This window comes from Micromonospora sp. NPDC005215 (assembly GCF_040607915.1).
Lineage (GTDB): Bacteria > Actinomycetota > Actinomycetes > Mycobacteriales > Micromonosporaceae > Micromonospora.
Window position 1 is genome coordinate 59,870 of sequence record NZ_JBEXHQ010000033.1, and the last position, 20,160, is coordinate 80,029.

At 71.8% G+C, this 20,160-nt stretch carries 18 protein-coding genes; 6 read left to right on the top strand and 12 right to left on the bottom strand.

The window, feature by feature from the left end:
• The first annotated feature begins 541 nt into the window (after window positions 1-541).
• Both ABZU25_RS23230 and ABZU25_RS23235 read left to right on the top strand, forming a co-directional pair.
• The gene (locus ABZU25_RS23230) at window positions 542-2,875 is read left to right on the top strand and encodes a beta-L-arabinofuranosidase domain-containing protein (protein WP_355031466.1); all 2,334 of its coding nucleotides are present in this window, start codon (window positions 542-544) and stop codon (window positions 2,873-2,875) included.
• Window positions 2,876-3,044: 169 nt separating this feature from the next.
• Window positions 3,045-3,911, top strand: coding sequence for an endonuclease/exonuclease/phosphatase family protein (locus ABZU25_RS23235; RefSeq protein ID WP_355031467.1), 867 nt, complete (start codon window positions 3,045-3,047; stop codon window positions 3,909-3,911).
• A gap of 26 nt (window positions 3,912-3,937) precedes the next feature.
• Here ABZU25_RS23235 and ABZU25_RS23240 read toward each other — a convergent pair whose 3' ends face one another.
• Together ABZU25_RS23240 and ABZU25_RS23245 are read right to left on the bottom strand one after the other, a co-directional pair.
• Window positions 3,938-4,822: an MHYT domain-containing protein gene (locus ABZU25_RS23240; protein WP_355031468.1), complete on the bottom strand. Its 885-nt coding sequence runs from the start codon at window positions 4,820-4,822 to the stop codon at window positions 3,938-3,940.
• A gap of 165 nt (window positions 4,823-4,987) precedes the next feature.
• Window positions 4,988-7,780, bottom strand: coding sequence for a DEAD/DEAH box helicase (locus ABZU25_RS23245; RefSeq protein ID WP_355031469.1), 2,793 nt, complete (start codon window positions 7,778-7,780; stop codon window positions 4,988-4,990).
• An 86-nt stretch (window positions 7,781-7,866) separates the two neighbouring features.
• Between ABZU25_RS23245 and ABZU25_RS23250 the strand changes: the two genes are divergently transcribed.
• Both ABZU25_RS23250 and ABZU25_RS23255 read left to right on the top strand, forming a co-directional pair.
• A complete protein-coding gene (locus ABZU25_RS23250) occupies window positions 7,867-8,634 on the top strand; it encodes an HAD family hydrolase (protein WP_355031470.1) in 768 nt (255 codons plus the stop codon).
• Between the two features lie 122 nt (window positions 8,635-8,756).
• Window positions 8,757-9,674 (top strand): EamA family transporter, encoded by a 918-nt coding sequence (locus ABZU25_RS23255; RefSeq protein WP_355031481.1) that lies wholly within the window; start codon window positions 8,757-8,759, stop codon window positions 9,672-9,674.
• Here ABZU25_RS23255 and ABZU25_RS23260 read toward each other — a convergent pair.
• The 6 genes from ABZU25_RS23260 to ABZU25_RS23285 form a co-directional block, all read right to left on the bottom strand.
• Window positions 9,637-10,560 carry a diacylglycerol kinase gene (locus ABZU25_RS23260; RefSeq protein WP_355031471.1) on the bottom strand — a complete coding sequence of 308 codons (924 nt, stop codon included), beginning with the start codon at window positions 10,558-10,560 and terminating at the stop codon, window positions 9,637-9,639. The two genes, ABZU25_RS23255 and ABZU25_RS23260, sit on opposite strands and share 38 nt — an antisense overlap.
• Window positions 10,561-10,705: 145 nt before the next feature.
• Complete coding sequence (gene tatC, locus ABZU25_RS23265; protein ID WP_355031472.1) at window positions 10,706-11,656, bottom strand: twin-arginine translocase subunit TatC; 951 nt, start codon at window positions 11,654-11,656, stop codon at window positions 10,706-10,708.
• Window positions 11,657-11,674: 18 nt separating this feature from the next.
• The gene (tatA, locus tag ABZU25_RS23270) at window positions 11,675-11,989 is read right to left on the bottom strand and encodes a Sec-independent protein translocase subunit TatA (RefSeq protein WP_355031473.1); all 315 of its coding nucleotides are present in this window, start codon (window positions 11,987-11,989) and stop codon (window positions 11,675-11,677) included.
• A gap of 159 nt (window positions 11,990-12,148) precedes the next feature.
• Window positions 12,149-12,394 carry a hypothetical protein gene (locus ABZU25_RS23275; RefSeq protein WP_355031474.1) on the bottom strand — a complete coding sequence of 82 codons (246 nt, stop codon included), beginning with the start codon at window positions 12,392-12,394 and terminating at the stop codon, window positions 12,149-12,151.
• Between the two features lie 10 nt (window positions 12,395-12,404).
• Entirely contained in the window at window positions 12,405-13,484 is a 1,080-nt protein-coding gene (locus ABZU25_RS23280) for a YafY family protein (protein ID WP_355031475.1), read from the bottom strand.
• Window positions 13,481-14,479, bottom strand: coding sequence for a WYL domain-containing protein (locus tag ABZU25_RS23285; protein WP_355031482.1), 999 nt, complete (start codon window positions 14,477-14,479; stop codon window positions 13,481-13,483). The genes ABZU25_RS23280 and ABZU25_RS23285 overlap by 4 nt, the downstream gene beginning before the upstream one ends.
• A 117-nt stretch (window positions 14,480-14,596) precedes the next feature.
• Here ABZU25_RS23285 and ABZU25_RS23290 point away from each other — a divergent pair, with 117 nt between their 5' ends.
• A complete protein-coding gene (locus ABZU25_RS23290) occupies window positions 14,597-15,601 on the top strand; it encodes a cation diffusion facilitator family transporter (RefSeq protein WP_355031476.1) in 1,005 nt (334 codons plus the stop codon).
• 58 nt (window positions 15,602-15,659) lie between these two features.
• Entirely contained in the window at window positions 15,660-16,745 is a 1,086-nt protein-coding gene (locus ABZU25_RS23295) for a DUF3866 family protein (RefSeq protein WP_355031477.1), read from the top strand.
• A gap of 25 nt (window positions 16,746-16,770) precedes the next feature.
• Here the strand turns inward: ABZU25_RS23295 and ABZU25_RS23300 are convergent, their stop codons facing one another.
• The 4 genes from ABZU25_RS23300 to rfbA form a co-directional block, all read right to left on the bottom strand.
• Entirely contained in the window at window positions 16,771-16,965 is a 195-nt protein-coding gene (locus ABZU25_RS23300) for a hypothetical protein (RefSeq protein ID WP_355031478.1), read from the bottom strand.
• Window positions 16,966-17,045: 80 nt separating this feature from the next.
• Entirely contained in the window at window positions 17,046-18,404 is a 1,359-nt protein-coding gene (gene pafA, locus ABZU25_RS23305) for a Pup--protein ligase (RefSeq protein ID WP_234581936.1), read from the bottom strand.
• A gap of 68 nt (window positions 18,405-18,472) precedes the next feature.
• A complete protein-coding gene (rfbC, locus tag ABZU25_RS23310) occupies window positions 18,473-19,096 on the bottom strand; it encodes a dTDP-4-dehydrorhamnose 3,5-epimerase (protein WP_355031479.1) in 624 nt (207 codons plus the stop codon).
• The gene (gene rfbA / locus ABZU25_RS23315; protein WP_355031480.1) at window positions 19,093-19,983 is read right to left on the bottom strand and encodes a glucose-1-phosphate thymidylyltransferase RfbA; all 891 of its coding nucleotides are present in this window, start codon (window positions 19,981-19,983) and stop codon (window positions 19,093-19,095) included. Before rfbA ends, rfbC begins: the two co-directional genes overlap by 4 nt.
• Between the last annotated feature and the right edge of the window lie 177 nt (window positions 19,984-20,160).

Genomic DNA, 20,160 nt, shown 5'->3' on the forward strand with positions numbered 1-20,160 from the left:
TTGAGTGGTGCGAGATGACCGTCGTAACCACATCGCAGCATTGATGTATCGACGTTGACATCCAAGATTTACGATGCACCGTACTGAGCGGCGTGGCGGGCGTCAACGGACGGCAGCCGGCTTTCCGTCAAGGGCCCGCCCGTTACGCACGGTTACCAGCTGCCGGCCACAAGCCCCATACCGTCCATTTCGGATCGCGAGCTCCGCCCCCGACCGCCGCCGGCCAGGCGCCATGGCGTGCCGCCGCCGGACCGGCGCACCCGGGATAGCCGCCAGGTGACCCCGGGGGTTGCGAGCGTGTTAACGACCAACTATGTTAGCGATCACATTGATGTACCACGATTAGGTCTCCCGCAGGCGTGCCCCTGGCGTCCACGGTGGCAGCTCGTCCGCTCAACGCGCGTTCACCCCTGGGCGCACTGTCCGCCGCAACACCGCCAGCGGCGCACCGAGCCCCTCCGAGCGCCGCGAGCCGCCCGGACACCACCTTCCGCATCACCCCGCAGCGCACCGTCCCGTACCGAATTCCCCGGAGGTTCCCATGCCACCCCCGCCCCTCAGCCGTCGCCACCTCCTGCAGGCCGCCGGAGCCACAGTGGTGCTCTCCGCGACCGGCACCACCTTCGCCGCCGGCAGCGCCGCGGCCGCCGTGGTTCCGCCGGCCCGGCCGGACATCGGCGTCTCGGCGTACCCGTTCGACCTCGGTCAGGTGCGGCTGACCTCCGGCCGTTGGATGGACAACCAGTCGCGGACGCTCAACTACCTGCGGTTCGTCGACGTCGACCGGATGCTCTACAACTTCCGCGCCAACCACCGGCTGTCCACAAACGGCGCCGCCACCAACGGGGGCTGGGACGCGCCGAACTTCCCGTTCCGGACCCACATGCAGGGCCACTTCCTGAGCGCGTGGGCGTACGCGTACGCCGTGCTGGGCGACACCACCTGCCGGGACAAGGCGAACTACATGGTCGCCGAGATGGCCAAGTGCCAGGCGAACAACGGTGCCGCCGGGTTCGGTGCGGGCTACCTCTCCGGCTTCCCGGAGTCCGACTTCACCGCGCTCGAGGCACGGACGCTGTCCAACGGCAACGTGCCCTACTACTGCATCCACAAGACCCTCGCCGGGCTGCTCGACGTCTGGCGCTACACCGGCAACACGCAGGCCCGTACGGTGCTGCTGTCGCTGGCGGGCTGGGTCGACACCCGGACGGCCCGGCTGAGCTCCAGCCAGATGCAGTCGATGCTGGGCACCGAGTTCGGGGGCATGAACGACGTGCTCACCGACATCTACCAGCAGACCGGCGACAGCCGGTGGCTCACCACGGCGCAGCGGTTCGACCACGCCGCCGTGTTCAACCCCCTGGCCGCCAACCAGGACCAGCTCAACGGGCTGCACGCCAACACGCAGGTCCCCAAGTGGATCGGCGCCGCCCGCGAGTACAAGGCCACCGGGACCACCCGTTACCGGGACATCGCCAGCAACGCGTGGCGAATCACCGTCGGCGCGCACACCTACGCCATCGGCGGCAACAGCCAGGCGGAGCACTTCCGGTCGCCGAACGCGATCGCCGGCTACCTCAGCAACGACACCTGCGAGCAGTGCAACACGTACAACATGCTCAAACTGACCCGGGAGCTGTGGCTGCTCGACCCGAACCGGGCGGACTACTTCGACTTCTACGAGCGCGCGCTGATCAACCACCTGATCGGCGGACAGAACCCGGCCGACAGCCACGGCCACATCACCTACTTCACCCCGCTGCGGCCGGGTGGTCGTCGGGGCGTGGGCCCGGCGTGGGGTGGCGGCACCTGGAGCACCGACTACAACTCGTTCTGGTGCTGCCAGGGCACCGGCCTCGAAATCAACACGAGGTTGATGGACTCCATCTACTTCTACAACGGCACCACCCTGAGCGTGAACCTGTTCGCGCCGTCCGTGCTGGACTGGACGCAGCGCGGCATCACTGTCACCCAGACCACGACCTTCCCGGTCAGTGACACCAGCACCCTGACCCTGAGCGGCTCGATGAGCGGCTCGTGGAGCATCCGGGTGCGGATCCCGTCCTGGACCAGCGGTGCGACGATCGCCGTCAACGGCACCGTGGAGAACGTCGCCACCACACCGGGCAGCTACGCCACTGTCACCCGCACCTGGGCCGCGGGCGACACCATCACCGTGCGGCTGCCCATGCAGGTCGCCGTCCGGGCCGCCAACGACAACGCCAACGTCGGCGCGATCACGTACGGCCCCTCGGTGCTGGCCGGCAACTACGGCAACACGGCGCTGAGCGCCCTGCCCACCCTCACCGTCTCCTCGGTCACCCGGACCAGCACCAGCTCGCTCGCGTTCACCGCCAGCGCCAACGGGTCCACTGTGAACCTCGCCCCCTTCCAGGACGCCCACGGCTACAACTACACGGTCTACTGGAACACCAACGGTAGCGGCGGCCCCAGCGGCAGCTACCGCCTGGTCAACGTCGGCACCGGGCTGGTCCTCGGTGTCCAGAACATGTCCACGGCCGACGGTGGTCTGGCCGTGCAGTGGAGCGACAGCGGCACCGCCGACCACAACTGGGTGGTCGTGACCGACGGCAACGCGGTCCGGTTCCGCAACGTCAACAGCGGCAAGGTGCTGGGTGTGGAGAACATGTCCACCGCCGACAACGCTCGGGTCCTCCAGTGGGCCGACAACGGCACCGCCGACCACCGGTGGATCCTCGTGGACAACGGCGACGGGACCTACAAGATCCGCAACGTCAACAGCAACAAGCTGCTCGGCATCCTGAACGCGTCGACCGCCCTGGGCGCGCAGGCGGTGCAGGATTCGGACAACGGCAGCGCGGACAACCGGTGGCGGATGGTCCGCAACGCCTGACGATCCGCCCCGCTCGCCGGCTCGCCGGCGCGGTCGCCCCGACGACCGCGCCGGTGACGCCGGGCGGGCAGTCGGCGGCACCAGCACCGACCCGAAGCGGGGGGATCGGCCGTCAGTAGGATCACGGGCACCTCGGCGAAGACTGTCGCCCTCTGCACCCGGAGCCCGCGTGGCCGACCGCCGTTCGCACCGCTTTCTGCGTCGAGCCCTGGCCGTCGGCTGCCTGATCGCCGCCGCCGGGCTACCCGCCGGGCCGTCGGTGTCCAGCCCGACGGACCGCACCGGGCCGACGATCCTGCGGGTGCTGCAGATGAACCTCTGCAACAGCGGCCGCGCCGGCTGTTACACCGGCCGATCAATGCAGCGGGCCACCGAGGTGATCAGCGCCGAAGCGCCCGATCTGGTCACCCTCAACGAGATCTGCCGAGACGACGTGGCCGTCCTGGAGCGGGTGTTCGCGACGATCCACACCGGGCGGCGGGTCGTCTCCGCGTTCCAGGCCGCCGGTGACCGCCCCAGCGGAGGCGACACCCGGTGCCGCAACGGCCAACCGTACGGCGTGGGACTGCTGACCCGGGCGCGGACGCCCGACACCGCGCCTGCCGTGTACCGCGGGATCCACCCGACGCAGGACCTCGCGGACCCCGAGGAACGCGCCTGGCTCTGCGTCGACGTCGACGCGGTTCTGCTCGCCTGCACCACGCATCTGGCGGCCACCAGTTACGCTGTCGCGCTCGCCCAGTGCCGCCAGCTGCTCGACACGATCCTGCCGACGATCCGCCGACGCACCGGGCCCGCGCCCATCCTGCTGAGCGGCGACCTCAACCTCCGCGACGGCGGCGATCCCGATGTGCGGTCCTGCGCGCCGCCGGGTCACCAGCGGATCGACGACGGCGCGCTGCAACACATCGTGGCGACAACCGACATCGGCCTCTGTTGCCGCAGGTCGGTGCCCATGCGCGGGGCGACCGACCACCCCGGGCTGCTGGCCACCCTCAGCATCGACGCCAGCCGGCCCGGCCGCCCGCCGACCTGACCCACACCGGCAGCGCCGCGTCCCCGTCAGCGGGGTGGGGTGTCCCGGCGGGACGGGAACGGGGTACCCGGCTGGCCGAGGGTGGAGCGGGCGCGCAGCCCGACCGGGTCCGGGGCGACGGCGGGCGTCGCGGCAGCCGGCTCCGGGACCCGTCGCCCGTCCAGGTAGGCGGCGGCGGCCCGGTCGTCGTCGGTCGGGGCGGCGAGCAGGGCATAGAGCAGACCGACCACGCCGAAGATCACCGCCACCATGATCGGCACCAGCAGCGTGCTCACCTGGGCGCCGGTCACCCCGCCCCCACGTTCGTGCTGGTGCACCGACAGGGCGCTCATCCCGGTGAAGTGCATACCGTTCACGGCGACGCCCATGACCAGCGCGGAGGCGAAGATCGCCAGCCCGCGTCGGACGGTCATCGCGAGCCACAGCGCGACGGTGGACGCCACGACAGCGATGACCACCGAGAGCACGACCCGGACGGTGTCGTAGCCGAGACTGCCGTTGAGGCGCATCGCCGCCATCCCGGTGTAGTGCATGGAGGCCACCCCGGCGCCGGTGAAGACACCACCGGCGACCAGCCGTACCGGATTCAACCGGCCGGTGCCCACGATGGCCAGGCCGATACCGACCGCCACCACGGCGATGGCCGTGCTCGCCGCGGTCAGCGGCACGTCGTAGCGGATCCGGGTGCCCCCGACCGAGAAGCCCAGCATGGCCATGAAGTGCATCGCCCAGATGGCGGTGCCGCCCAACGCCCAGGCCGCCAGCAGGCCCCACCAGGCTCGCTGGCCGGTCGTGCGCGCGGTACGAATGCGCCCGGCGCACACCAGCCCGAGGATCGAACCGAGCACGGACAACGCGTAGCTCAACGCGGGTGTGATCCACCCGTACTCAAAGTGATTGATGTCCGCCACAGCGGTCTTCTCCCGTTCGTTACCGGCGCGTCAACAAAGGGCGCTCGGCAATGATCAGGGGTGGCGTGATCAGGCGCGACAGCACCCCCCGAGCTGTTCGAGGGGTGCTGTCGCGGTGACTGTCCGAAGCGTCGATTCGCCGGCGAGCGTCACAGAGCGTGACGATCAAGCAGACGTGTGGTACGCCAGCACACCCCTGTTGACGGCCGCGATGGCCTGCCGGGCGGTGGACCGCAGCTCCGGCGAGGCGCCGCCGGAGTCGGCAAGCTGACCGAGCAGGTCGACCACCTGTCGCGCCCACCGGACGAAGTCACCGGCGGGCATCTCACCGTCGATCTCGTGACCGCTGCCGAGCACCTTGGCCAGCGCCTCGCCCCGGGCCCACCGGTAGACCGGCCAGGCGAAGCCCAGATCCGGCTCCCGGGTCGCGGTCAGCCCACGCGCCGCCTCGTCGGCCTCGATCTCGCTCCAGAGCTTCAACGTCTCGTCCACCGCGTCGGCCACCGGCCCCCGTGGCAACGACGCCCGCTCGTCGACGTCGCGGCGCGCCTCGAAGACCACCACCGACACCGCGGCGGCCAACTCGGACGGGGACAGCCCGTTCCACACCCCCCGGCGCAGGCACTCGGCGACCAGCAGATCCGCCTCGGTCCAGATCCGACCGAGCATCCGACCGGCGTCGGTGACCGCGCCGTCGCGAGCGAGATAACCGCGGTCGGTCAACAGCGCCACGATCCGGTCGAAGGTCCGCGCGAGGGACCCGGTCCGCCCGGAGACCCGCTCGCGCAGCTCCTCCGTGTCGCGCTCCAGCCGCCGCCGGCGCTCTGCCCAGCGGGCGTGCTCCTCCCGCTCCGGGCAGGCGTGGCAGGGGTGGTTACGCAGCTCGGTGCGGAGCTGGGCGATCTGGTGATCCTCGCCGGCCGGCTGTCGGGACCGGCCACCCCGTCGGCCGCCGTGCCGGTCCAGGCCGGTGCCACTGACCTCGGCGGCGAGATCCCGGCGGGCTCCCGGCGAACGGTGGTTGAAGTGCTTGGGCACCCGGATCCTGGCCAGCACCTCGGCCGGAGTGGTGAAGTCGCCAGGGCTGACCCGCCCGGCCCACCGATCCTGGGTCAGCACCAGCGGCCGAGGCTCACCGAACCCGCCGGTCGCCGGGTCCAGCACGACGGCCAGCCCGGCCCGCCGGCCCGACGGCACCCGGATCACGTCGCCGATCCGCAGCCGCTCCAGCGACGCCACCGCGGCGGCCTTGCGCTGGTTCTGCCCCTGCCGGGCGATCGCCTTCTCCCGGTCCGCGATCGCCACCCGCAGCGCGAAGTACTCGTCGAAGTCACCGTGGTGGCAGGCGGCCTCCGCGCCGTACGCCTCGATGGTCTCGGTGTTGCGCTGCACCTGCCGGGCCAGGCCGACCACCGACCGGTCCGCCTGGAACTGGGCGAACGAGGACTCCAGCAGCGCCCGGGCCGGCTCCGCGCCGACCGTGCCGACCAGATTCACCGCCATGTTGTACGAGGGCCGGAAACTGGAGCGCAGCGGGTACGTGCGGGTGGACGCGAGCCCCGCCACCTGCCGTGGGTCGGTCTCCGGGGACCACACCACGACGGCGTGCCCCTCCACGTCGATGCCACGGCGGCCGGCCCGACCGGTGAGCTGCGTGTACTCCCCCGGGGTCAGGTCGACGTGCGCCTCACCGTTGTACTTGACCAGCCGTTCCAGGACCACGCAGCGGGCCGGCATGTTGATGCCCAACGCCAGGGTCTCGGTGGCGAAGACCGCCTTGACCAGGCCACGGACGAACAACTCTTCGACGATCTCCTTGAACACCGGCAGCATGCCGGCGTGGTGGGCGGCCAGGCCCCGCTCCAGGCCGTCGAGCCACTCCCAGTAACCAAGCACCGACAGGTCCTCGCCCGGAATGGCGGTGACCCGCGACTCGACGACCCGGCGGATCTCGGTCCGCTCGTCGGGCGAGGTGAGGCGCAGGCCGGCGGCGAGACACTGCTGCACCGCGGCGGCGCACCCGGCCCGGCTGAAGATGAACAGGATCGCCGGGAGCAGACCCTCCCGGTCCAGCCGGTCGACGATGTCCGGACGCATCGGGCCACGCCAGCGCGGACCCCGCCGACCGGCACCGGGCCCCGCGCTGCGCCCCTCGCCCAACTCCAACCGCCGCGCGGTCTCCCGGGTGTAGCGCAGCAACTCCGGGTGCACGTCGTGCTTGCGGGCGGCGTCCGCATCGTGGAACAGGTCGAACATCCGCTTGCCGACCAGCATGTGCTGCCACAACGGCACCGGCCGGTGCTCGCTGACCACCACGGCGGTCTCGCCGCGCACGGTGACCAGCCAGTCGGCGAACTCCTCGGCGTTGGACACGGTCGCCGACAACGAGACCAGGGTGACCGAGGCGGGCAGGTGGATGATCACCTCTTCCCACACGCCACCGCGGAACCGGTCGGCCAGGTAGTGCACCTCGTCCATCACCACGTACGCCAGCCCCTGCAACGTGCTGGAGCCCGCGTAGAGCATGTTGCGCAGCACCTCGGTGGTCATCACCACCACCGGCGCGTCACCGTTTATCGCGTTGTCGCCGGTCAACAGGCCAACCTGCTCGACACCGTACCGGGCGACCAGGTCGTGGTACTTCTGGTTGGACAACGCCTTGATCGGCGTCGTGTAGAAGCACTTGCGCCGGGCCGGCGGGTCGTCGCCGGGCACCGGGTCGTCGGGCCGCCCGCGCAACGCCAGGTGGACCGCGAACTCCCCCACCACGGTCTTACCGGCGCCGGTCGGGGCGCAGACCAGCACACCGCTGCCCCGCTCCAGTGACTGACACGCCTCCCGCTGAAAGTCGTCGAGGTCGAACCCCAGGTCAAGGGCGAACTCGTCCAGCGCCGGAAACTCTGCGGCCTGTGCGGCCCGGCGGCGCGCCGCTGCGTACCGCTCGGCGGGGCTCGACATGCCACCAAGATTAGTGCGTGCCGGGACGCGACACCCCACAAGGCCGTCCGGAAGGGCCGTCCGGGGCGGTCGGTAGGGTGCACGGCGTGCCGGACCATGCCGAACCGCCCCAGACTCGCCCGCCGGGCAGCCCCGAGGCCGCCGCCCCCCGGGCGTCCCGACGGCCCGTCAAGGCGGTGCTCTTCGACTTCCACGGCACCCTGGCGCAGGTGGAGGAGCCCCGGCAGTGGGTGCTGGCGGCCGCGGCGGCGTGCGGGGTCACCCTGGACCGGGTCCGCGCCACCTCGCTGGCCGACCGGCTGCTGACCGCCGGGCGCGCCGGCGGGCCACTGCCAGCGCGGGTGCCACCCCAACTGGCCGAGCTGTGGGCCGACCGGGATCTCTACCAACACGCCCACCGGGGCGCGTACACCGGGCTGGCCGAAACCGTCGACGCGGGCATCGAGGGCTTCGCCGACGCGCTCTACGAGCGGCTGCTGACCGCCGAGGGCTGGTTGCCGTACCCGGACACCGCGCCCACCCTGGCCGCGCTGCGCGCCGCCGGAGTGCCAGTGGCGGTGGTCAGCAACATCGGCTTCGACCTCCGACCGCACTTCGACACCTGGGGGTTGACCGACCTGGTCGACGCGTTCGTGCTGTCCTACGAGGTGGGGCGCTGCAAGCCGGACCCGGCAATCTTCTGGCGGGCCTGCGGGATGCTCGGCGTCGACCCGGAGCAGACGCTGATGGTCGGCGACACCCCGGCGGACGCGGGCGCGGTGGCGGCCGGCTGCTCGGTTCTGGTGCTCCCCACGGCCGACCCGGGTCGGGAGAACGGGCTGGGAGCCGTACTCGACCTCGCCCTGCCGGGCTGACCGGCGGTTTCACGACCAGAGCGGTCGGGCGTCGGAGCGCCACCCCACCCCGCCGCTGACGGGGCTCGCGTTTCGGCAGGTGGATACCGCCGTGAGGCAGTCGGAGCGGACCGCCTACCGTCCTGCCCGTGACCGAGATCCTGCTGCCCACGCCAACGCCGACCGACACGCCACCGGCCCGGCGCGGTGGCGTCGTCGCCGTGGGGCTGGTGCTCGGCGGGGCCCTGTCGGTGCAGTTCGGCTCCGCCGTGGCCGCGTTGCTCTTCCCGCGTACCGGCGTGGCGGGCGCGGTGACCCTGCGCCTGACCATCTCGGCGGTGCTGCTGCTCATCGTGTGCCGGCCCCGGCTACGCGGGCACGACCGGTCGGCATGGCTCGCGGCGGGTGCGTTCGGATTGGCGCTGGCCGGCATGAACTCGCTGTTCTACCAGGCCATCGAACGCATCCCGCTGGGTCCGACCGTGACGCTGGAGGTGCTCGGCCCGCTGGCGCTGTCGGTGTTCAGCGCCCGACGACTGGCCAGCTGGGGCTGGGCGGGGCTGGCGCTGGCCGGGGTGGCGCTGCTCGGGCAGGGCGGCTTCGACCGACTCAACCCGGTCGGGGTGGCCTTCGCGTTCGGCGCCGGCGCCATGTGGGCCGCGTACATCGTGCTGAGCGCACGGGTCGGCAGCCGGTTCCCGGGCGCGGACGGGTTGGCCCTGGCGTTGGCCCTCGCCGCGCTTGTCACCCTGCCGCTGGGCATCGTCGACGGCGGCGCGGTGCTGCTCGACCCGCCGGTGCTGGCGCTCGGCACGGCCCTCGCGGTGCTCGCCTCCGGGCTGCCCTACACCCTGGAGCTGGTGGCGCTGCGGCGGATGCCGACCGCCACGTTCGCGGTGCTGATGAGCCTCGGCCCGGCCGCCGCCACGCTCGCCGGGTGGCTGGTGCTGCGGCAGGCCCTGACCCTGCTGGAGTGCGCCGCCATCGTGCTGGTCATCGCGGCCAGCATCGGGGCGGTACGGGTCAACGCAGCAGCCGCAGCGCGCCCGGAACGGCGCTGATCGTCACCGGCAGTTCCAGGGAGCGTTCCCCGTCGGCGTACGTGACGATGCCGTCGGCGGCCAACTCCACGGTGCGGGCCCGGTAGCTGGTCACCAGCGGGTGGCTGACGTGGGTGCCCTGGTAGATGCGCGGCTTCACCCGGATCAGCGTCCGGCGGTTGACCCGACCCGCCACCACCACGTCCAGCAGCCCGTCGGTCGGGTCGGCAGCGGGGCAGATCCGCATCCCGCCGCCGTACGTCGGGCAGTTGCCCACCGCCACCAGCACCGCGTCCAGCTCGTGCGGCACCCCGTCGAGGCGCAACGTGTAGTGGCGGGGCCGCAGCCGGGCCAGCTCGACAAGGATCGCCAGGTCGTAGCGGCGGGGGCCGCGCGGCCAGCGCATCCGGTTGGCCCGCTCGTTGACGATCGCGTCGAACCCCGCCGCGAGGACCGCCCCGAACCAGCGCACGGTGCCATCGGTCCCGGTCATCCGGGCCAGATCGACGACCTGGGTGCGGTCGGCCCGCAGCGCTGACGCGATCACGTCCACCGCCACCACCGGGTCGGCGGGAAAGCCGGTGTCGACTGCGAAGTCGTTGCCGGTCCCCGCCGGCACCGGACCGAACGGCACGTCGGTGCCGGCGACAGCCTGCATCGCCCGATGCACGGTGCCGTCCCCACCGATCGCGATCAGCGCGCCGATGCCGTCAGCGACGGCGGCACGGCAGGCGACCTCCGCCTCACCCGGACTGGCCGCCGTCAGCACGCGGACCGGCCGCCCGGCGGCGGCCAGCCCGTCCAGCAGCCGGGGTAGCAGAGCGCGGTGCCGCCCTCGACCAGCGGCGGGGTTGGCGAGCACGGCGACCGGGCCGGGCAGGTGATCGTCTGCGGTCACGGGCAGCACCGTACCGGTCGGACACCCGCCGTTCACCAGGGGCCGGCGCCGTCACCACCGGTTCCGCCACCAGCGCGGCGGGTGAGGTCGCGGCACGACGACGCCGCCCCCGGAAACCGGGGACGGCGTCGGCAGAACCGGTGGTACGCGACCGTCAGGTCATGTCGTCGTAACGCCGCTCGATCGGCGCCGGTGGGGCGACCGGCTCGGGTACGCCGATCGGCGCGCTCGCGTCGACCCGCTGCCCGGCCACGACAGGATCCGGGTCGAACTCCAACGGCGACACCTCGTCGTCGTCGATGCCCGCGTAGATCTCCTTGCCCCGGCCCCGCCGCCTGTCGTTGAGGAACGCGAGGCCCACCGCGCCGAAATACAGAGCGGACAGACAGATCGCCAGCGCGGTCATCCCGAACGGGTCCGGAGTCGGGGTGACCACCGCGGAGAACGCGAAGAACACGAAGATCGCCACCCGCCACCAGCTGAGCAGCTGCTTCGCGCTGGTGATGCCCACGAAGTTGAGCATCAGCACCAGAAGCGGGAACTCGAACGCCACGCCGAACAACAGGATCAGGTTGGTGACGAAGGAGATGTACTTCGTGATCTCCAGCGTTGTGCTGATCTCGCTGTCCGAGACGCTGAGCAGGAACTCCAGGCCCTTGGCCGTGACGAAGTACGCCAGCACCGCGCCCGCCGCGAACAGCGGCGCCGCCAGAGCGGTGAAGATGTACGCGTAGCGCCGCTCGTGCCGGTGCAGGCCGGGCGCGATGAACGCCCAGAGTTGGTAGAGCCAGACCGGCGCGGCCACGATCAACCCGACCCAGAGCGCGACCTTCAGGTTGAGCAGGAACAGGTCGGCCGGGCCGAGCTGCACGAACTCGCACTTGCCGTCGACGAACCTGGCCTGCGGCAGGTCACAGTAGGGCTGTTGGAGCAGGTGCAGCACCGGCTCCGCCAGCCAGAGACCGAGGCCGAAGCCGATCAGGATCGCCACGGAGGCGCGGAACAGACGGTTGCGCAGCTCGCGGACGTGCTCGATGAGCGTCATCGAGCCGTCGGCGGCCCGCTCGAACGACTTCGGGCCGCGTTTGCGCAGTGCGAAGGCCACGGTGGTGGGGCCCTTCGGTCAGTTGTCGCGGACGCGGTGCACCGGGTCGACGACCGGCTGCTGCGTCGGCGCCTGCTGGTACGGCGCCTGCTGCGGCTGTCCGGCGTACGGCGCCTGCTGCCCGGCGTGCGGCGGCAGCGGCTGGTAACCGGCCTGCGCGTCGGCCTTCTCGGCGAGGTCGCGGTCGTCGTCCTGCAGGCTCTTGGTTTCGGCCTTGATGATCCGCAGCGACCGACCCAGCGAACGGGCAGCGTCGGGAAGCCGCTTCGCACCGAAGAGCAGGATCAGCACAACAACGAGAACAGCGATGTGCCACGGCTTGAGGGCACCCATGAGAAACTCCAGTCGCTCTGTGTCCGAGGGGTGGTACGCAGCCCATCGTACGTGCGGATCGGCTGCCTGCCACCCGCCGGGTGGGAGTGGTTCGGCCCGAAGGGTGAAGTCTTGACCAACGCGCGACGATCCGTCAACCATCGCCAGGTGCGGGCTCGATCAGCCGCGCTTGGCCTTGATCACCGCGAGCCGCTGCGCCGTGGTGTCGAGCTGGCGTTGGACATCCTCGGCGCGCTGCTGCAACACCTCGGCGGTCTCCCGCAGCACCTCGGCCTCGGCGGCCCGCCGCTGCAACGCCACAGCGGCGCGACGCAGCGGACGCAGCCGGGTCAGCACCGGGCGCACGGCCAGCGCGAGCGCCACGAGCGGGAGCAGCACCACCGCGAGCACGATCCAGATCAGCACGGCGGTCAGCCTACTGGGTGCGGCCGGCCACTGCCGGGTCACCCGACGGCGCGTCCAGCGACACACCGGGGTCAGCCGACCCGGCGTCGGACGCGGGCAACCGGGGCGCTGCCGTGGGGGCGGGCACCGCGTAGGCGTCCAACGCGGCGGCCGCCGCCGCCCGTACCTGCTCGGCGAGCTCGACCGGGGCGACCACGACGGCGTCCGGGCCGAGGCCCAGCACGAACCGGCGGGCCCACCCCAGGTCGGTCACCCGCAGGGACACCAGCCACTGGTCGCCGTCACCGGCCTCGACCCGCTCGCACGGGTAGTACTCGGTGATCCACCGCTCGCTCCGGCCGATGCGCAGCGTGATCAGCGGCAGGTCGGGCGAGGGGCGGAAGATACCCTCGGTGAGGTCGTGCGGAACGGCCTGCGGTGGGACGGTGGCCGGCTCGGCCAGCTCGGTGATCGCGTCGATCCGGTCGGCCCGGAACAGTCGGACCGCCTCCGCGCGCCGACACCACGCCTCCACGTAGGCCCGGCCGCCGACCATCAGCATCCGCAGTGGGTCGATGACGCGCTCGGTGGTCTCGTCCCGAGCTGCCGTGTAGTAGGTGATCCGCAGCGCCCGGCCGCCCTCCACGGCGGCACGCAGCGCCTCGACCCGCCGGGTGTCGCCGGGCAGCCGGACCGCCACCGGAGCACCCACCAGGTCACCCGCGTCCTCGATCTTCGCCAGGGCCCGTTCGACGGCCTCGCGGTTGGCCACCCCGGGCGTCTCGGCGAGCATCCGCAACGCCACCACCAGCGCGAGGGCCTCGTCCGGGGTGAGCCGCAGCGGCCGGTCGATGCCGGCGTCGTAGGTGATCGTCACCCGGTCGCCGTCGAACGCCATGTCGATCAGGTCGCCGGGGCCGTAACCGGGCAGCCCGCAGACCCAGAGCAGCTCCAGGTCCTCGCGCAGTTGGCGCTCGGTGACACCCAGGTCACCGGCCGCCTCGGCGATCTCGATGCCGGGTCGGGCCAGCAGGTAGGGCACCAGGTTGAGCAGGCGGGCGAGCCGGTCGGCGGACGCGCGGGAACCGCCCCGCGCGGACGGGCGGGTCACCGGGCACCCCCGGTGACGGCCAGCTCGTCGTGCCGGACGGCGATCTCCTTGAGTCGTTGGATGACCGCCTCGCGGACCTCCGGTGGGTCGAGCACCCGCACGTCCGGGCCGTAGCCGACCAGGTGGCCGGCCAACCCGTCCGGGTCCGCGTACGGCAGGACCAACCGGTCGCCGTCCGGCCCGGTGGTCACCTCCACGGCCCAGCGGCGCAGCCCGGCGGCCCGGCCCGGCGCGGCCAGCACGGTGGCCCGGCCGGTGCGCTCCACCGGACCCGACCAGCGGGCCACGTGGCTGATCAGGTCGACGTTGGGCGGCGGCTGGTACGCGCCGGGCACACCGGTCACCCGGACCGTGCCGACCACCCGGGACAGCCGGAAGCAGCGGGTCGCCGCCCGGTCCAGGTCGTGGCCGACCACATACCACCGGCCGCGCCAGCAGACCACGCCCCACGGTTGCAGCCGCCGCCGGCTGGGCGCGTCCCGGTCGGGCACCCGGTAGTCGAAACCGACCTCGCGGCGGTCCCGGGCCGCAGCCGTCAGTGGCGCGAACGCCGGATCGACAGTGACCATCGGCTCCAGGCCCAGGGTGGCCTGCGGGTCCACGTCCACCCCGGCGGCGCGCAGCTTGGCCAGCCCGGACGACGCGGCGGCGGCCAGCCCGGCGTGCTGCCACAGCCGTGCGGCGATGCCCACCGCGGCGGCCTCGTCGGGCTCCAGCAGGATGTCGGGCAGCGCGTACTCGCGGTGCGCGATCCGGTAGCCGGGCTCGGCGTCGAAGGCGCTCGCCGTGCCCGTCTCCAGTGGCACACCCAACTCGCGCAGCTCGGCCTTGTCCCGCTCGAACTTGCGTTGGAACGCCTCGTGGTCGCGCGCGTCCTCAGGGTCGTGCTCGTAGCCGGGCACGGTCGCGGCGATCTGCGCGGCGGTCAGGAACCGTCGCGTGGACAGCAGGCAGATCACCAGGTTGACCAGGCGTTCGGTGCGGGTCCGCGACACCCGGTAGACGCTAGCAGCCGACACGCCCACGACGTGCACCCACGCGGGCGTGCCGCACACTTGTTCGGATCGGGCCTCCCCCGGCGCGTCGCCGTCGCCGGTCATAGGGTGATCCTCATGTCGCAAGCGGAGACCAGGCCGGAAAGCGAAAGCGTCGGCACGGTGATCGTCGCGGGTGCCGCCAACCTCGCCATCGCGATCGCCAAGCTGATCGCCGGGCTGATCTCCGGATCGGCAGCGATGCTGTCCGAGGCCGCCCACTCGATCGCCGACACCACCACCGAGGTGCTGCTCTTCCAGGCGCTGCGCCGGGGCTCCCGGCCGGCCGACCAGCGACACCCCTTCGGGTACGGCAAGGAGAGCTACGTCTGGGCGTTCTTCGCCGCGATGTTCACCTTCGTCGCCGGGGCCGGTTTCGCCGTCACCCACGGCGTCACCACGATCCTGGTGCACGAGCACAGCGGCGACTACCTGGTCTCGTACCTCGTCCTGGCGGTGTCGTTCGTCATCGAGTCGATCTCCCTGGCCCGGGCCCTGCGGCAGGTCCGCAGCGAGTCCAACCGCTGGGGGACCACTCCCCGACGCTTTCTGCGGCTGACCGCGGACACCACAGTCAAGGCGGTCTTCCTGGAGGACAGCGCGGCGCTGATCGGTCTGCTGCTGGCCGGGGCCGGCATCGGCCTGTCGCACGCCACCGGCGACGAGGTGTGGGACGGCGTCGCGTCGATCCTGATCGGGCTGCTGCTGCTCACGGTCGCCGGGATCCTCGCCGGCAACAATCTGTCGCTGCTTGTCGGCCGGGCGGTCCCCGAGCGACTGCGCCACGAGATCGAGCAGGAGCTGATTGGGCTGCCCGAGGTGGAGCGCATCGACACCCTGTTGACCATGCAGCTCGGCCCGGAGGACATCCTGGTCGCCGCGAAGGTCGACTTCCGCGACGAGGCCACCGGCGCGCAGATCGAGGCCACCGCCGACCAGGCCGAACGGCGGCTCACCGAGCGGTACCCGGAGATCCGCTTCGTCTTCCTCGATCCCACCCGCTCACTGCCGGGGGCCACCGGCACCGCCCGACACACCCAGGCCGGGCCGACCCCGGACGCCGGCGGCCCCGAGCCGACCTGATCCACCACCACCGCACCCGGGCGCGAGCCGTCGGGTCCGCGCGGCTAGCGTGCCCGTCATGGTGCGATGGCGTACGGGGACGGTGGCGACGCTGCGACGGCAGTGGACCGGAGCGGTGGAACTCGACGTCGACCTGCCCGACGGCACGCGCATGCGGGCGCTGGCCTACCCGGAGCTGGTCGGCACACCCGAGCCCGGCGACCGGGTGCTGCTCAACGCCGGTGCGCTGCTGATGGGACTGGGCACGGGCGGGTACGCCCTGGTGGTGGCCCTGCCGGACCGGCTGCCGCCGGACCCGCCGGAGGGCGGCGACACCCGCGACGCCGGGCACCTGGTCAAGGCCCGGTACACGCCGTTGCAGCCGATCCTGCTCGGCGTCGACGAGGAGGCGTCCCCGCACCGCGCGGTGCTCGCCGACGCGGACGACCTGGGCGGCCTGCCGGTGGTCACCGCCGACCTGCACTCGGCGCTGCCGGCGATCCTGGCCGGCATCCGGGCCGACGCCCCGCAGGCCCGGGTGGCGTACCTGCTCACCGATGGCGGGGCGCTGCCAGCCTGGTTCTCCCGCACCCTCGCCGGGCTGCGCGCCGACCTGGCCGGCACGGTCACCGTCGGGCAGGCCTTCGGCGGTGACCTGGAGGCGACCACCCTGCACGGGGGGCTGCTCGCCGCCAGGTACGTGCTCGGCGCCGACGTGGCCATCGTCGCTCAGGGGCCCGGCAACCTGGGCACCGGCACCCGGTGGGGGTTCTCCGGTGTCGCCGTCGGTGAGGCGGTCAACGCGATCGCCACGCTGGGTGGACGGCCGGTCGGCTCCCTGCGCATCTCCGCCGCCGACCCCCGCCCCCGGCACCGGGGCGTGTCGCACCACAGCCTCACCGCGTACGGCCGGGTGGCACTCGCCCCGGCGGAGCTGGTGGTGCCCGATGACCTGGACCCGACGCTGGCCGCCGAGGTGGACGCGTCGTTGGCCCCCCTCGCCGCCCGGCACCGGATCGTCCGGGTGCCCACCACCGGTCTCGACGCCGCGCTGCGCGCCAGCGCCGTGCCGCTGTCCACGATGGGCCGTGGCCTCGACGCCGACCACGCGTACTTCCTTGCCGCCGCCACGGCGGGCCGTCACGCCGCCACCCTGCTCGGCTGAGCGGGCCCGGCGGACGGGGTGCCGGTCAGGCCAGGAAGATCAGGGCGAGCCAGCCGCCGACGATGAGCACCAGCGCCAGGGCCAGCACCCATGTCGGCACCGCGTATTCACCGCGGCGGTTACGGTCGACCTCGGCGCGGATCTTCTCCCGCCGGCGTTCGACCCAGTTCTGCCGCTCGGTGCCGCGCTCAGAGCGGTCGGAAGGTCCGGAAGTCGTCATGGCGCGCTCAGCTTAGCCGCTCGGTGCGCCGGGTCTGCCGGCCCCGGCGGCGGACCGCACCGCCGGGGCCGGCAGACCTCTCACATGCTGGCGATCAGCCGCTCCACCCGCTCGTCGTACGCCCGGAACGGGTCCTTGCAGAGCACTGTGCGCTGCGCCTGGTCGTTGAGCTTCAGGTGCACCCAGTCGACGGTGAAGTCCCGCCGCTTCTCCTGGGCGTGCCGGATGAACTCACCGCGCAGCCGGGCCCGGGTGGTCTGCGGTGGGGTCTCCTTGGCCTCGAAGATCTCCGGGTCGGTGGCCACCCGGTCGACCTCGCCGCGCCGTTCCAGCAGACCGTAGAGGCCCCGACCGCGACGCACGTCGTGGTACGCCAGATCCATCTGCGCCACCCGGGGGTGCGACAGCGGCAGGTCGTGCTTGCGCTGGTAGCGCTCGATCAGCCGCAGCTTGCTGACCCAGTCGATCTCCCGGGAGACCGGCTCCAGGTCGCCGGACTCCACCGCGTTCAACACCCGCCCCCACAGCTCGACGACCCGCTTGGCGGCCTGGTCGCCGCCGCGACGCTCGACGAACTCGGTGGCCTTGGCCAGGTATTCCTGCTGGATGTCCAAAGCACTGACCTCCTTGCCGGAGGCCAACCGCACCTTGCGCCGGCCGGTGATGTCGTGCGACACCTCCCGGATCGCCCGGATCGGGTTTTCCAGCGACAGGTCGCGCATCACCACCCCGGCCTCGATCATCCGCAGCACGATGTCGGCGGTGCCGACCTTGAGCAGCGTGGTGACCTCGTTCATGTTGGAGTCACCGACGATGACGTGCAGCCGCCGATAGCGCTCGGCGTCGGCGTGCGGCTCGTCGCGGGTGTTGATGATCGGACGGCTGCGGGTGGTCGCCGAGGAGACGCCCTCCCAGATGTGTTCGGCCCGCTGCGACAGGCAGTAGACCGCGCCGCGCGGGGTTTGCAGGACCTTGCCGGCCCCGCAGATCAACTGCCGGGTGACCAGGAACGGGATGAGGACGTCGGCGAGCCGGCCGAACTCCCCGTGCCGGGAGACCAGGTAGTTCTCGTGGCAGCCGTACGAGTTACCGGCCGAGTCGGTGTTGTTCTTGAACAGGTAGATCTCACCCGCGATGCCCTCGTCGTGCAGCCGTTTCTCCGCGTCGACGAGCAGGCCCTCCAGGATCCGCTCGCCAGCCCGGTCGTGGGCGACGAGATCGGTCACCGAGTCGCACTCCGGTGTCGCGTACTCCGGATGCGACCCGACGTCCAGGTAGAGCCGGGCTCCATTACGCAGGAAGACGTTGCTCGACCGACCCCAGGACACCACGCGACGGAACAGATACCGCGCGACCTCGTCCGGGGACAGCCGCCGCTGCCCGCGATAGGTGCAGGTGACGCCGTACTCGGTCTCGAGGCCGAAGATTCGCCGCTCCATGGTGTGACATTAGCCGCCCGGAGGCCCGGTTCGTCACTGTCACACCACAGGTCGTGCCCCGGGGGTGGTCACATACCGGTTGAGTGCGACATTCCGTCCGGACCGAGGCTCGCCACGAACCGCCGGCAGTTGTCGTACTCCGGCAGCAGGCCGCTCTCGCGGGCCTGGGCGAGCGTCGGCGCCGCGTCGTCGCGGGCGGACAGCAGCGGAACGTCGGCGGGCCACTCGATGCCCAGCTCCTCGTCCAGCGGGTGCACCGCGTGCTCACCGGTCGGGTTGTAGCTGGCCGAGCAGAGATAGCTCAACGTGGCGTCGTCGGTCAGCGCGCAGAAACCGTGCCCCAGCCCCTCGCTGAGGTAGACCGCCCGACGGTCGGTGTCGTCCAGCCGGACGCCCTCCCAGCGGCCGAAGGTCGGCGAGCCCACCCGCAGGTCCACGATCATGTCGAGGACCGCGCCGCGCACACAGGTGACGTACTTGGCCTGCCCCGGCGGAACGTCGGCGAAGTGGATGCCGCGCACCACGCCACGGGCGGAGACCGACAGGTTGGCCTGGGCCAGCCGCAACGGATGCCCCACCACGTCGGCGAGCTTGTCGAAGCGGTACCACTCCATGAACATGCCGCGCGGGTCACCGTGCTGCTGGGGAGTGATCTCCCAGGCGCCCTCGATGCTCAGCTCCCGGATCTTCACCACGCCACCCCGTGCTGGCCGTTCGGCTCGGCCAGCAGGCCGAGCAGGTAGTCGCCGTAACCGCTCTTGGTCAACGGCGTGGCCAACGCGCGCAGCTGGTCGTCGTCGATGAGGCCGGCCCGCCAGGCCACCTCCTCGACACAACCGATCTTCAGACCCTGCCGCTCCTCGACCACCCGGACGAACTCGGCTGCCTGCATCATCGAGGTGAACGTGCCGGTGTCCAGCCAGGCGGTGCCCCGATCCAGCACCGTCACCGACAGCTCCCCGGTCTCCCGGTACACCTCGTTGACGGCCGTGATCTCCAGCTCGCCGCGGGCGCTCGGGGTGAGCTTGCGGGCGATGTCCACCACCCGGTTGTCGTAGAAGTAGAGGCCGGGCACCGCGTAGCGGGACTTCGGCCGGGCCGGCTTCTCCTCGATCGAGAGCACCCGACCGGCGTCGTCGAAGTCGACCACACCGTATTCCTGCGGGTTGGCCACCTGGTAGGCGAAGACCCGCCCGCCGACCGGGTCGCCGTGGGCCGCGAGCTGCCGGCCCAGACCACCACCGTGGAAGATGTTGTCGCCGAGGATCAGCGCCACCGACTCCGCGCCGATGAAGTCCGCACCGAGGATGAAGGCCTGCGCGATGCCCTCCGGGCGCTCCTGGCTGACGTACTCCAGCCGCAGCCCGAACTGGCTGCCGTCGCCGAGCAGCCGACGGAACTGGTCCTGGTCGTCCGGAGTCGTGATCACCAGGATCTCCCGCACCCCGGACATCACCAGGGTGGAGAGCGGGTAGTAGACCATCGGCTTGTCGAAGACCGGCATCAGCTGCTTCGAAACCGCACGGGTGATGGGCCAGAGCCGAGAACCGGTGCCGCCAGCAAGTAGGATTCCACGCACCGGGGAAGCGTAGCGGCACAAAAGCGGGATGCGCGGGGGGGTCGCGCCCCGCGTACCGGACCCAACTTCGCGTACACTTCCCGACCCGTGAGGATCCTCGTCACCGGCGGAGCCGGATTCATCGGGTCGGAGTACGTTCGCCTGCTGCTGGGCAAGCCCCTCGGCAGTGCCGACGGC